The sequence below is a fragment of the Geodermatophilus maliterrae genome (assembly GCF_041018925.1).
Lineage (GTDB): Bacteria > Actinomycetota > Actinomycetes > Mycobacteriales > Geodermatophilaceae > Geodermatophilus > Geodermatophilus maliterrae.
In genome coordinates this window covers 1-12969 of record NZ_JBFNXQ010000021.1, presented here as the reverse complement: position 1 = coordinate 12969, position 12969 = coordinate 1, and the positions used below count along the sequence as shown (strand labels likewise).

The following is a 12969-nucleotide window of genomic DNA, read 5'->3' as shown; positions in this document are numbered from 1 at the left end:
GTGTCGCGACGTTCCAGCAGCATGCACTCCGCGGATTGCGCGATCAGGCGGACCTTCGCGATGTGCCGTTGCAGTGCTAGCTGTACTGACCGGGGAGGTTGATCAAGCGGCTGATGGGTGGGTGGCCGCCGATGCCGGTGTGGGGCCGGTGATGGTTGCAAGTGTGTAGCCAAGCAGGAAAGGCTGCACGGCGGTCGGCTTCGCTGGTGAACAGCTGGGCGAAGGCCCATTCGCTGGTCATGGTGCGGTTGAACCGCTCGACCTTGCCGTTGGTCTGCGGTCGATAGGGCCGGGTCCGCTTCGCGGTGAGACCGAGCTCGGCGCAGGCGCTCGCCCAGTCGCGGCTGCGGTAGCAGCCGCCGTTGTCGGTCAGCACCCGGCGGGCGGGGGACCGATCTAGCGGTGCCGGCCTGGCGACCCAGAATGCGCCAGCCGCCGTTGGCGGGGATGTTGCCCAGCTTCTTCACACCGGCGTGCAGCAGCTCGCGGGGCGCGGCGTGCTCATAGCGGGTGACCTGCCGCTCGATGCGCTCCAGGCGGGAGAGCGGCTGATCCGGCAGCGGCGCAGCACCGCCCCGGCGGTGGCCGGCGCCACCCCGGTCTCGGCCGCGAGACGGACCGCGCCCCGGCGCTTGCACAACCGCAATGAGACGATCCGCCGCGTCGTCGCTGGATTGGTCTTGGCCGGGCTGGAGTGGGGTCGGCTGGACCGGTCGAGCATGCCGGCGGTGCCCTCGGCCCGGTAGCGCTCGGCCCACCGGTCGGCGGTGGTCCAGGCGACGCCGAAGAACTCCGCGGCTCGGCTCTTGAGAGCTCGACTCCGACACGTCGAGGACTCGGGCGGTCAGCTGCACCAAGTGGCCTTCGGCGGCCATCACCGCGATGGCCTCGAACCGCCTTCTGGAGGCACCACCTTCCCCAGTAGCTCGCTGGCCCGCCGGTGCACCGCCAGCTCGGCCTTCAACGGGGCGATCCGCTGCTTGGCCGCCTGCAGCTCCGACTTCTCCGCCGAGGTCAGTCCCGGATCGAGGCCCTTGTCTATGCGGTCCTGCCGGCGCCAGGTGTAGATCGTCTGATCCGAGATGCCCAGCGCCTCGGCCACATCAGCGACCGGCCGCCCGGACTCCACCAGGTCGAGCACCTTGCGAGCTTCCGTCTGTGGTAACCAGCACATGCCCATTGTTTAGGTCCTGCCCGTCTTGTCTTGGTCCCCGCAGCTCTCAGGCCGTCAGAATCTCCGAGGACCGTGCTGAGCGCCCCCGATGGGACGTCGGGGGAAGCGTCTCGACCGGCCCGCTCATCGTGGGATGTGCGCGAGGCGCCGCGCCCCTCCTCGGCTTCCGCGGCGCGGACCCCGTGGCAGTGGTTGATGGCTGTGCTGTCCCTGTTCTGCGGTGCTGTCCTTCGAGGAGTCGGTTGCACTATGGGGCGGTGGGTGCCCACCAGCGACAGCGACAGCCATCCGGGATCGGCGCGGCAACCGAGACCGAGGAGTTCTACGACGCCCTGGCGGCGGAGTACCACCTGCTGTTCCCCGACTGGTGGGCGGCGGCGCAGTGGCACGGCGAGGTCATCGCCGGGGTGCTTGCCGCCCGGGGCGTGCGACCGCCGGCCACGGTGCTCGACTGCACCTGCGGGGTCGGCACGCAGGCGCTGCCGCTGGCCGCGCTGGGATACCGGATGACCGGAACGGACCTGAGCCGGCGCGCCGTCGAGCGGGCCCGGCGGGAGGCGAGGATCCGCGGTCTCCCCGTGACCCTGGGCTGCGCCGACGTCCGCGACCTCCGTGCGGCGGTGACGGGGACCTTTGAGGCGGTCGTGTCCTGCGACAACTCGCTGCCGCACCTGCTGACCGACCCGGACCTCGAGCGCGCGGTGGACGGCATCCGGACCTGCCTGGTCGACGGAGGGGTCCTCGTCGCGAGCATCCGGGACTACGACGACCTGCGGCGGACCCGTCCCGCCGGCGTGCCGATCGCCCTGCACGGCCCACCCGGGTCCCGCCACGGGGCCGGCCAGAGCTGGCGGTGGTCGGAGGACGCCGAGCACCTCGACATCACGCTGTTCACCTTCCAGGAGCGGGCCGCGGGCGACTGGGCGGTGTCGGCCCACGAGACCCGGTACCGCACCCTCCGCCGCGACCGGTTGTCGCACGTGCTGACGCGCCGGGGTTTCGCGTCAGCCGAGTGGCTGCTACCCGAGCAGAGCGGGTACTACCAACCCCTGGTCGTAGCGCTCGCCAACCGCACGAGCCCGCCGGCTGAGGAGCCGCTTCCATGACGGCTGCCTGCGTCGAGCACCACTGCGGAGCAGGGTGACGGCCAGGTCGACGTCAACGGTGCAGCCGTTGCCCTCGGTGCCATGAGGACCCAGACCTCGGGGCCCGAGCGGCGCCCGGGGCCCACAGACCTCCTCGAATCGACTGTCGGACCAAGCGGCCCACTCCGGGCGATCAGGGGGAGGAGGCCCTGGCGCGCCGGGCGGTACTCCCCTTCCCGGCGAGATCGGCGACTCCTAACGTCGGCCCATGACTCGGAAGCCACTGCGGTGCCGGTTCGGGTTTCACTCCTACGTCCAGCGACACCCGGACGGCGAGCGGCCCTCGAGTCCGGACGACAAGATCTGCCGGCGGTGCGGGAAGCGCACGGGCGCCCCGTTCGGGAACGCGCCGTGGGTCTTCCCCGGGTGACGTTCTCGGCGGTGGTGGTGGAGGCGTCAGCGGCTTCTGATATGACCTCTGACGCCGAGGCCGCCTCACCGCCGGATGCGACTTCGAGACCGGTCCGGCGTGCGGAGCCCGAACGTCGCGTGTCCTCCTCGACCCGGCGACGTCCGGCAGACTGATCCCGCTCGACGACAAACCGCCCCTGACCTTCCGGTCCGGGGCGGTTCGTAGTTCTGCGACATCTCCTCGCAATATGCGGAGACCCCCAATGGCGCCCCTTGGCGGGGGCCGTGCAAGCGGCCGGACCGTGGCCCTAAAGCCGCCCTCAGCGACGGTGGGCGATGACATGTTCGGCATTGGCTGACATGCCGACGTCGTGCTCAGCCGTGTGCTCCGCGCGCAGCCGCGCGAGGCTGACCGGGCTGATGTATCACCCGCCCGGGATGCGCCTCCGAGGGATGGGGAGCTGACAGTGCTTGCCCAGCGCTCGCAGAGACGGGAGAAGGCTCGTGGCCACCGTGCGCATCGCGACGTTCAACCTGGAGAACTTCGACGAGACCCACCCGGATGAGCGACCGTCCCTGGAGGAGCGCATCGCGCTGACGCGGCCGCAGATCACGCGGCTGCGGGCCGACATCGCCTACTTCCAGAAGGTCCACGGCCAGGAGCGAAGCGGTCAGCCTCGGGCGCTGCTGGCCCTGCGCAGTCTGCTCCACGGCACCAACCTCGACGGTGCCGAGACGGTCAGCACCGAGACCTCGGACGGAGGCGTCTTCGACGAACGCAACCTGGTGGTGGCCACGCACCACCGAATTACCGACCACGAGCAGATCGCCAACAAGCTCGTGGCCTGGCCGCTGTACAAGCGGCTCACCGCCAACCCGCCAGACGCCCAGGCCCAGCCGATCTCCCTTGAGCGACCCATCCTGCACGTGCAAATCGAGGTCGACGGCGGGTTGCTGCACGTCATCAACGTGCACCTGAAGTCCAAGATCCCCACCGACGTGCCCGGTCAGAAGATCGACAACTTCACCTGGCGCAGCCACTCATCGCTCAGCAAAACGACAGGCAAGGGGCGGGTTTGTGGCAGAGAAGCGGCCTAGCGGGCCAACAGCGGACATCCTTCTTCAGGCCATCGTCTATTATGTTTTAGCCATCAATAAGGATAATGCTCATTTCGCAATGGCGGAGAGACTTCAAGCGAGACACAAGGCGTTCGGAGTTCCGGCGACGATAACATCGGTCATTGTGTCCACGGCAATATTCACCACCCTGCAGGAGGAGGCGGCCCTAGGTTGGAAGATTAGCACCGGCCTGCTCTCCTTAGTGGCCGCGGTGCTGACCGCCCTCCAAACGTTCTTCAACTACGCGTAATTGGCGCAGCAGCATCAAGCCTCGGCGCGGGCCTGGTCTCGTCTGCGTCGTCAGATTGACCAGTTTCGACTCCGCTACGAGTCGGGCGAGGCCGTTAACCACGAAGCTGCCCTCGGTGACCTCGGTTCTATCGCCGAGGAAATGGCACGCATCGAGGAGTCCGAACCCGTCATCTCGGGTTCCGTGTACGACAGCGTCAGAAACCAATTTGTGCCGGGGTGGGCGCTCGACCGGGTGTACCCCTCTGGGTCACCCTCCCTCCGACGCCCCTCCGTATGGGGAGTTCACGGTCGGACGTCGGCCCGTCAACGATCCAGCGGCAGTGACGAGCGCAATCCCAACGCTTGACGCAGCTGCGGATTATTGCGGACTAGGAGGGAGCCACCTGCGCTTGACTGCATGAACGTGGGTGATGTCGTCATCCCGGACATGATTGAAGCCGTGTTCCTGACCTGCGTCGACCTGCGCCAGCAAGTCGCTGACCAGCGGATATTGCGCTGAGCGTGATTGACGGTCGACGGGCGGAAGCGGATGTTCTGCGGACTGTCTGCGGACTCGGGGCGGACTATCGACGGCGTCGAAGGACCGCAGTCGGAAGCGACGCCGCCCCGCAGCCGGCCGAGGATGCCGGCTGCAGCGGGTCGCCGGAAGGGCGCTGACGCGTCCCTAGCGGGATGGGCCTGCGACCTACCCCTCCCCCGGCCCGGCTGCAGTCGGAGGAGGCCGGTTATGCGGAAGCGGCCAGAGGAGTGCGACGGGCCCGAACCAACCATCCGCCGCTGACGTCGCTAGGGAGCGGCAGGCATCTGCTGCGCCAGCCACCGAGCACCGGGGGATCACTCCACGGCACGAACCGCTCAAGATCAGCGGGAGGCGGAGTCGGTGATCGCAGCACACCCCGCCGGGGCGAGGCTCCGCCACAGACCTACTGGACCGTGCGGGTTTGGGTTCGGGTTGCGACGTCTGCCGGCAGGGGCGGGTGCCCAGCCAGCTGTCAACCACGGACCTCCAGTAGTCCTCCAGTAATCCCTCCCGTCCGGGTGAACGCGGTCGGGGCGGCGCCGCTCGCACCTGTGTGGACAACGCGGTCGTCCACAAAAGCCATGGAAGCAGGCCCGTGGTAGCGACCAAGCACGGACGCTGCCGGCACCAACCCGGAGGAGTAGCGATGGGCTGGATGGGTCTGGTCGTCGACGACCAGGAGCATAAGGGCTGGATGGTGCCGCTCGTCGCCGACGGCGGCCAGGGAGCCGGCGCCAGCAGCGCCCGCGGGGTGCTGGTGGCCCGCCGACCCGACGACGGCCCGCGGAACGGCGACCGGGTACGGCTGACCGACCACGACGGCTCGGCCGTCGAGGGCATCTGGCAGGACAGCGCGGTGCTCGGTCACGCCGGGATCGTGCACGCCGACACCGGCGGCTCGCTGCGCTGTCAGGTAATCGAAGTCATTTGCCAAGGGGCTATATGGAATGCTCAGTGTTCCTTGCTGCCGAGCTGATGCACAAATAATGGTTCATTAGCGCCGCCTTGGCGTTGTACTGACGACTCTTCCTCAACTGCCATAAACGTTCAAAGGCCGTCCTCGCTCCTAATGAAACTATGCCCGCCGTTGGGTCGAACCAGTTTGAAATCGATAGTGCCGCCACGACTCCTGCGAGGAAAGACAGTTTCCCCCTCCTGGCTTCTTCAAGGTATCTTGAGCGCCCAACTTTTGATTCAAGGTGGCGCATCTCGTTACGCAGTTCCTCTTGGATGATCCGGAGTTGAGCTTCTTCGTCCAGGAGTGCCTGGTCAGATAGAATCCACACCTTATCTAGCGCTCTCCCTAAAGCTATCCTCCAGTCTGTGAACTCGTCCCCTGACCTTACTGCGAGGATGTCCTTGACGGAAATCTCAAAGTCGGGAAGCGGTAGACTCGAAAGCGTCAGGATCCGTACGCTGTCAAGTAGCCCCGAGAACAAACTCGGACTCTCGGCTCTGGGGTCATTCTTCGGGCCACTTGTCGCGAGGAGTGCTTGTAGAGCCCTAGCGAAATAGCGCCTAGGAAAAAAGTAGTCGGTAGCGAAGCCGTAACTCTCGTTCACGGCTTGCTCATGAGAGAGTATGTCCACGGCCGCATCTATAGGAGCTCGCCTTGTGAACTCATCAACGTGAGCCGGATCGCGGTGGTCCTCAATATCGGTAAAGTCGCCCGCCGCCAGCGTGTCTTCGATAATGGCTTCCTTGAGGCGCACGTCATCAAGCCTGCCGTAGCCGCTGAAGGACGCGGATCTGTTTTCAAGAAGAACTACAGCTCCAGAATTGAGCAGGGGTCGTATGAAGCTTATCCACGACAGATAGTTTGCCACTTGAAGCCGAAGGGGGTGATCCTCCTCTAGTGCATCCTCGGCTAACCTTATCTGATCGGTAATGTACACCAAGGGATTAAGCAGTGCGATGGAGTGGCAATATAGTAGTAAGCGATGTAGTGCGCTTACAGAATCGTCGATCTCTTCTATACTTCGAAGGAAGGCGGCGCCGGTGCCCTCAAGAAGATGGGCCCTATATTTGCCGGGCGGCAAGAGTGCAGTTGGCACGTATGGGCGTAATGTACCTGGGCTTGGCTCAAGTTCAGGCTCTCGGTCGATGTACGCCTCGTGCGCCTCGTAGAGTCTATAAAGTTCTCTTCGGGACAGGCGGAACGAGTTGCTTATAAGATCAGGGCCAAGTTCGTCCTGAAAGGTCTCTTCGATTACGTTGATGATGTTTTCTCGTCCGGCTTGTCCGGTCATACTCAATGGTGACCCCGAGCGCAGCGACCTGCAAGTTCCGGGGCACGATTGCCCTGCGGCCCTCCTGGGTCGAGGAGACTGGTCGATCAAAGCCCAGTCGTGGACAGTTGCAAGGTCCGCTCTCCTTGGGCCCCGCCCGTCTGGCTTCCACAAGATCGGCCTCGTCCCTCATGCCGCCTTCAAGGGCAGGTGGGCCCGTTGGGAGACGTCAAGCCTGCCTCTGGCTCGAGGACCCAGAACTGACCCGGGATGCACGGCTGTGTGCGGCTATGGATTAACCCTGGACTTGACCTGCGACTTCATGGTTGGGCGTTGCCGGCCGACGACGACCGATGCTGGCTGAGTTGCGGACTTCTGCGGACTCTGCGGACTGTGTGCGGACTGGGATGGCGTGATCCGCGGGCCCACCCGAGCCGTCCGGAGGACCAGGCAATCGCTCCACAGCCGGCCGAGGGTGCCGGCTGCAGCGGGTCGCCGGGAGGGCGCTGCATCCCTGCGGGATGGACCTACGGCCCACCCTTCCCCCGGCCCGCTACAGCCGGATTGAAGCCGGTTATGGGGAGCGGCCAGGAGTGTGTGGATGGGCGTCGGGACATCGGCGGCAACTCACCCATCAGCCGCTGATCAGCCTCCCCGGTCACTACAGCTAGCGCTGCACCCGCCAGAGACTCCCGCCTCGCCGCTCCTCCGTCGATGACTCGAGTCGTTCGGGCGGACCGGACCGCGCCAATCCCGGTGACCGTGGTGCGCTCCGCTGCGACCGCAGCGGCGAATGGGTTCGCGACGTGCTCATCGGATCAGGACGCCGTCCGCGCGGGTGATCTGCCACATGTGGCCGTCGGGATCGGCGAACGCGCCGGCGTAGGCATCCGGGCTCTGCGTCTCCGCGAGGTCATCGTCCACCGAGACCGGGCCCCATGTCTGGTTTCCGGGTTTGAAGACGATCTCGGCGCCGGCATCCTGGGCGCGACGCATCAGCTCGCCGACCTCGGCATCGGTATCCAGTCCGATCACGACGAGACACTCATGCGCACTCCGGGGCGATCGTCGCCGACGACCGATCACCCAGCCGAAGCCGACCGCCGGGATCAGCATCACACGCAGACCGACGCTGATTTCGAACTGCAGGGGCTCGGGAAGGCCATCATCACCCGGCTCACCCACCGCCACGAACCCGAGGGCGGTGTAGAAGGCGTGTGATACCGAACGATCCTTGATGGGCAGGCACACAGTCGCTCGGTCTAGTTTCACGATGCCCTCCCCAGGACGGGCTCAGCCTCCTCAACACCGACCCGACAGGCTTCCCAAAGTCATCGCTCAGTCCGCCGTCCTCCTGCGACTGGACCGGCATCCCACCATCCGACGTCCTCGTGAGCTGGCGCTTCGCAAGCCGAACGCGCTACGGCGATGTGCGTGTGGTCCCCGAGGGTGCGGCGACGGCGTCCCGCCGGGATGCGCTTACGGGCAGGGCGGCGCTGGCAGTGCAGTCCAGCTGGCCACCAACATGAGGGCACGGAGAACGACAGCGCCAGCGCAGCAGAATCCGCTCGAGGTTGACTCGTGGCCGTGGGCGGCAGCGCCGCAGGCGATGACCGCTCCGGAAGTCACCCAGCGGCGTCCTTGGCAGCAATGGTGAAAGCGACCCCGGCGGTCACGGTGGCCACGTCACGTTCCGCAGATGTCGACGTACTCGAGGCCAGGGACATAACTTTCCCATTCCCCGCGGCTCAGGCCGCCGTCGGTGGTGGAACAAGCGCGCTCCATGACGTGATCTCGGAGCTCGAAGAGGCCGGAGAGGTTCCACAGCTGCACGGTGCCGTCTTCACCGGCGCTGCCGAGCAGGAACCCGTCAGGAGCGAAGGCCACCAACGTGACCGTGCCGTCGTGGCCGGTCAGTGGAGAACCAAGGGCCATGGGGGCGGTCGGGTCGCTGGTGTTCCACAGCCGCACGGTGCCGTCGTCACCGGCGGAGGCCAGCAACGACCCGTCGGGGGCGAAGGCCACCGACAGGACCGTGCCGTCGTGGCCGCTCAGCGGGCTGCCCAAGGGGGTAGGGGCGGCCGGGTCGCTGGTGTTCCACAGCCGCACCGTGCCGTCGTCACCGGCGGAGGCCAGGATGTTGCCGTCGGGGGCGAAGGCCACCGACAACACCCTGCCCTCGTGATCGGTAAGCGGGCTGCCCCACGGGGCGGGTGCGGCCGGGTCGCTGGTGTTCCACAGCCGCACCGTGCCGTCGTCACCCGCGGAGGCCAGGATGTTGCCGTCGGGAGCAAAGGTCACCGACTGGACCCAGCCGTCGTGGCCGCTCAGCGGGCTGCCCAAGGGGGTGGGGGCGGCCGGGTCGCTGGTGTTCCACAGCCGCACCGTGCCGTCGTCACCGGCGGAGGCCAGGATGTTGCCGTCGGGGGCGAAGGCCACCGCGCGTATATAGCCGTCGTGGCCGGTCAGCGGGGTCCTCAGTGGGGTGGGGGCGGTCGGGTCGCGGGTGTCCCACAGCCGCACGATGCCGTCTTCACCGGCAGCTCCCAGGGGCACCTGCTGGCCTATGTCGGTGCCTTCGGCAGGGACGGCGCCGATGGAGGCCAGCAGGGACCCGTCGGGAGTGAAGGCCACGTCCCAGGCCCCGTTCCGATCGGTAATTGGGCTGCCCAAGGAGGTGGGTGCTGTCGGGTCCCTGGTATCCCACAGCCGCACGGTGCCGTCGGCGCCGGCGGAGCCCAGCAACGACCGGTCGGATGCGAAGGCCATCGACAGGACCCCGCCGAAGTTGGAGCCGGTCAGCGGGGTGCCTAGGGGAGTGGGTGCGGCCGGGTCGGTGGTGTTCCAGAGGCGGATGGCGCCGTCCACGCCGGCGGAGGCCAAGGTGTTCCCGTCGGAGGCGAAGGCCAGCGCGTTGACCCAGTCGTCATGGCCGGTAAGCGGGGTACTCAGGGGGGCAGGTGCGGCCGGGTCAGTGGTGGTCCACAACCGCACGGTGCCGTCCTCGCCGGACGAAGCCAGCAGGGGCTCATCGGAGGCGAAGGCCACCGACTGGACCGCGCCGTCGTGGCCGGTCAGCGGGGAACCGAGAGGCACGGGTGCGGCCGGATCGGTGAGGTCCCACAGCCGAACGGTGCCGTCGACCCCGGCCGAAGCGAGCAGGGACCCGTCGGCGGTGAACGCCACCTCGCCGATCCCGCCGTCCTGGGCGGTCAGCGGGGAACCGAGAGGCACGGGTGCGGCCGGATCGGTGAGGTCCCACAGCCGCACGGTGCCGTCGACCCCGGCCGAAGCGAGCAGAGACCCGTCGGGGGCAAAGGCCACCGACTCGACCCCGTCCGTGTGGCCGGTCAGCGGGGAACCGAGGAGCATGGGTGCGGCCGGATCGGTGAGGTCCCACAGCCGAACGGCGCCGTCATAGCCGGCCGAGGCCAGCACGAACTCGTCGGGCGCGAACGCCACCGACCTGACCTGGTCAGTGTGGTCGGTAAGTGGACTGCCGAGGAGGGTCGGGGCGGCTGGGTCGCTGGTCTTCCAGAGCCGCACGGTGCCGTCTTCACCGGCGGAGGCCAGCAACGACCCGTCGGGGGCGAACGCCACCGACAACACCCTGCCCTCGTGACCGGTCAGCGGGATGCCCAAAGGAGTGGGTGTGGCCGTATGGCTGGTGGTCCACAGCCGTACGGTGCCGTCCTCGCCGGCCGAGGCCAGCACAGGCTCGTCGGGTGCGAAGGCCACCGCCAGGACCCCGCCGTCATGGCCGGTCAGGGTCCCCCTGTACCGACTCGTGAGCAGGTTGCTGACCAGTGCCGATCGGGTCTCCGGGCCGGAACGGATGCGGACAGCGGCTTCACTGAGCCGCAGCGCCGTTCGGGGGTCTTCACCGAGAAGGGCTTCAGCCTGCGCGAGGAGCTGGCGGGCGGTGGCGATCCGTGCCTGTTCCTCTGCGGCGCGCTGTTGCTCCTGAGCGGCTCGTTGCTGGCTGAAGGCGAAGATGCTGGCGCTGACGGCCAGGAGGAGCAGCACTGTCAGCGTCGCGACCGCAAAGCGCACCCAGCGGATCGTTCGCCGGTGCTGGTGGACGTCCTCGCCGATCAGCTCGTCCTTGGAGCGACGGTGCAGCGGCGCCGCGACGTCCGCGATCGAGTTTCGGAATTGCGGGTTGTGCAGGGACACGTCCTCCTCGGCCCGCGCCCAGCGCAGGTCGATATGGCGGGGCTCCTCGGTGAAGACTCCGCGCAGTGATGGCGGCAGGGCCGTGGTCCGGCTCCAATCGAAGTCCCCGAGCTCGTTGTCCCAGACCAGCTCGCCGTCGGTGAGCACGATGAGGAACGTCGCCGGCGACTTGTGTTGCACCCAGTAGGCGATCTCGCGGCCGACCCAAGGTGAACGGGCCGCCTCAGGAGAGGCGAGCAGAATGAAGAAATGCGAGTTTGAGAGCGCCTGCTCGATGGAGGACCACAACCCGGGATTGGCCGACAGACTGGCCTCGTCACGAAACACCCGCAGCGCCCGCAGCCGAAGGAAGGGCCGAGCGAATCGATGAAGTCCCCTCTGCAGGGCCGGAGCAAGCCTGCCGTCGGCGGCGTGACTGTAAGAGATGAACGCCGCATACGCGCCGCCGGTCGCCCCCTCCATCCAGCGCTCCGCACGCCGCCGTGGCGGCCTGAGTAGCCCGATCGTCATGTGTTCACCTCACCGCCCCAGCAGCCTGACTCCCCGAGGTCCGAGACCTCTTCTTCGCCGATCCGCCAGCGCGCACCCCGGGTCGAGCCCGCTCGGCCTTCGAACCGACGCATTTGTGGACCTCACTTGCCACTGCAGCTCCCTGATCCATTCGCCGGCGGCGACCGGCTGCACCGAGGCCCATGAGGATGGGCGGGCCTGATCGCGGATGACGCCGTTTACTGCTGTGACGGGGTACCGATGGTGGAGGAGATGGCGGCCGAACGCCGGCCGCCATCTCCTCGGATCGCTGCGGTGGCCAGATTGACACGCGCTCGGTGGCGCCCCGCCTGCAACCTATGGTTGGCCCGGCGTCCCGGGCGGCAGTCCCGCCCGCAGACCTCCCCCTCCCCCGGTGCCCGGCGAATTAGGTGACCGCAGCGCGTGGTGAAGAAGCGGCAGCGAATCCCTCAGTAGGTGACTCGGCAGTAATCCGCGTCCTGCACCAAGCCATCGGCGAACGCCTGCGCTCTCTCCTCACGGGTGCCATGGGTACCAGGATCGAACCACTGCCCCGAGCCGTTCTCGAAGAACCAGGTAGCAATGGCCTCAGCATCGCCGTCTTCCAGGATGATGGCTTCTGCCATCACGGAATCCGCCAGGAACACGCCCGCCAAGCAGTCCGCGTTAAGCTCCTTCTGATATGCCGGTGACCACGTGTCCACGCCGGGTTGCTGTTCCTGCCAGGTGTCCTGGACGGCGTGCCCCCACTCATGTGCCAGGACGAGGAACGTGATCGCGTCGCCCGGGAACCGCTCGAGGTAGCTCGTGAACCAATCGAGGTCGAAGGCCACGTACTCGTCGCTGTCTACCGGGCAGTAGTACGCGTTCTCGGCCCCGTTTTCGTATCCCCCTCCGCACAAGGCGTTGTTCGAGCCCTGGTACCACTCGAACCGGTCGGGCGTGTCGAAGCTCAACTCATACAGCCCCGCCAATTCCTGCGTCCAGTAGTCATTCAGTAGTCCCTCTAAGGCCGCCGCGTCGTTGAGCACCCTGGTAGCTGGGTCCTCCTGAACCTCCGCGGTGGCGGCACCAGCCCCATTCGCGGCAACCGTGTAACTCAGCAGAACCAGGAGAACCGCCGTCGTCACGACGACGCGCCTTGCCCGGATAACGTGGTACATCGACTCCTCCCATCGGTGGGTGAGCGAGGAACGGTGTGAGCGACGCCGCCCGTCATGCCGGTCACTCATCCGGGGTTCGACCTTCTGGTGACCGGCATCGCAAGAGAGGCGTGAATCGGCGGCCCTGATACGACGGGACCAGCCGCGAGTCTTGAACCTCACCGACCCGACGCCGCCCACCGCCTCGAGGCGCCGGCCCACGCAGCTTCCGCCTCTGCCGTCGCGTGCTCTGCCGCCGTGACGTCCTCCGCAGCTGAATCGACCGCCAGCGCCGAGGCCGGCGTCCGCTGACAAACTCGATTGCCGTAGGCGGCCAACATGGAGGGATGGC

General features: G+C 67.1%; 10 protein-coding genes and 1 pseudogene. 4 read left to right on the top strand and 7 right to left on the bottom strand.

Features of this window, described 5'->3' with window-relative positions:
- Nucleotides 1-76: 76 nt before the first annotated feature.
- The 3 genes and pseudogenes from ABQ292_RS08845 to ABQ292_RS08835 all read right to left on the bottom strand — a co-directional run bounded on the left by ABQ292_RS08845 (nucleotide 77) and on the right by ABQ292_RS08835 (nucleotide 1141).
- Nucleotides 77-376: an integrase core domain-containing protein gene (locus ABQ292_RS08845; protein ID WP_369205349.1), complete on the bottom strand. Its 300-nt coding sequence runs from the start codon at nucleotides 374-376 to the stop codon at nucleotides 77-79.
- Nucleotides 377-463: 87 nt separating this feature from the next.
- Nucleotides 464-754 (bottom strand): annotated as a pseudogene (locus ABQ292_RS08840) (leucine zipper domain-containing protein); the annotation flags it as partial.
- A gap of 120 nt (nucleotides 755-874) precedes the next feature.
- Complete coding sequence (locus ABQ292_RS08835) at nucleotides 875-1141, bottom strand: transposase (RefSeq protein WP_369205347.1); 267 nt, start codon at nucleotides 1139-1141, stop codon at nucleotides 875-877.
- 290 nt (nucleotides 1142-1431) lie between these two features.
- Here ABQ292_RS08835 and ABQ292_RS08830 point away from each other — a divergent pair, with 290 nt between their 5' ends.
- From ABQ292_RS08830 to ABQ292_RS08815, 4 genes are all read left to right on the top strand, one after another.
- The gene (locus ABQ292_RS08830; RefSeq protein WP_369205345.1) at nucleotides 1432-2280 is read left to right on the top strand and encodes a class I SAM-dependent DNA methyltransferase; all 849 of its coding nucleotides are present in this window, start codon (nucleotides 1432-1434) and stop codon (nucleotides 2278-2280) included.
- 894 nt (nucleotides 2281-3174) lie between these two features.
- On the top strand, nucleotides 3175-3768 hold the full coding sequence (locus ABQ292_RS08825) for a hypothetical protein (RefSeq protein ID WP_369205343.1): 594 nt from the start codon (nucleotides 3175-3177) through the stop codon (nucleotides 3766-3768).
- Nucleotides 3749-4039, top strand: a complete 291-nt coding sequence (locus ABQ292_RS08820) for an SLATT domain-containing protein (RefSeq protein WP_369205341.1) — start codon at nucleotides 3749-3751, stop codon at nucleotides 4037-4039. The genes ABQ292_RS08825 and ABQ292_RS08820 overlap by 20 nt, the downstream gene beginning before the upstream one ends.
- Before the next feature lie 1168 nt (nucleotides 4040-5207).
- Nucleotides 5208-5537 (top strand): hypothetical protein, encoded by a 330-nt coding sequence (locus ABQ292_RS08815; protein ID WP_369205339.1) that lies wholly within the window; start codon nucleotides 5208-5210, stop codon nucleotides 5535-5537.
- Here ABQ292_RS08815 and ABQ292_RS08810 read toward each other — a convergent pair.
- From ABQ292_RS08810 to ABQ292_RS08795, 4 genes are all read right to left on the bottom strand, one after another.
- On the bottom strand, nucleotides 5500-6810 hold the full coding sequence (locus tag ABQ292_RS08810) for a hypothetical protein (RefSeq protein ID WP_369205337.1): 1311 nt from the start codon (nucleotides 6808-6810) through the stop codon (nucleotides 5500-5502). The two genes, ABQ292_RS08815 and ABQ292_RS08810, sit on opposite strands and share 38 nt — an antisense overlap.
- Nucleotides 6811-7599: 789 nt before the next feature.
- The gene (locus tag ABQ292_RS08805) at nucleotides 7600-8040 is read right to left on the bottom strand and encodes a VOC family protein (protein ID WP_369205335.1); all 441 of its coding nucleotides are present in this window, start codon (nucleotides 8038-8040) and stop codon (nucleotides 7600-7602) included.
- Nucleotides 8041-8475: 435 nt separating this feature from the next.
- Nucleotides 8476-11475 carry a toll/interleukin-1 receptor domain-containing protein gene (locus ABQ292_RS08800; protein ID WP_369205333.1) on the bottom strand — a complete coding sequence of 1000 codons (3000 nt, stop codon included), beginning with the start codon at nucleotides 11473-11475 and terminating at the stop codon, nucleotides 8476-8478.
- Nucleotides 11476-11924: 449 nt separating this feature from the next.
- Nucleotides 11925-12638 (bottom strand): neutral zinc metallopeptidase, encoded by a 714-nt coding sequence (locus tag ABQ292_RS08795; protein ID WP_369205331.1) that lies wholly within the window; start codon nucleotides 12636-12638, stop codon nucleotides 11925-11927.
- Nucleotides 12639-12969 lie beyond the last annotated feature (331 nt).

Excerpts from the sequence above, each read along its gene's own strand:
- ABQ292_RS08795 (WP_369205331.1), bottom strand. The coding sequence starts at position 12,638 with ATGTACCACGTTATCCGGGCAAGGCGCGTCGTCGTGACGACGGCGGTT.
- ABQ292_RS08815 (WP_369205339.1), top strand. The coding sequence starts at position 5,208 with ATGGGCTGGATGGGTCTGGTCGTCGACGACCAGGAGCATAAGGGCTGG.
- ABQ292_RS08810 (WP_369205337.1), bottom strand. The coding sequence starts at position 6,810 with ATGACCGGACAAGCCGGACGAGAAAACATCATCAACGTAATCGAAGAG.
- ABQ292_RS08800 (WP_369205333.1), bottom strand. The coding sequence starts at position 11,475 with ATGACGATCGGGCTACTCAGGCCGCCACGGCGGCGTGCGGAGCGCTGG.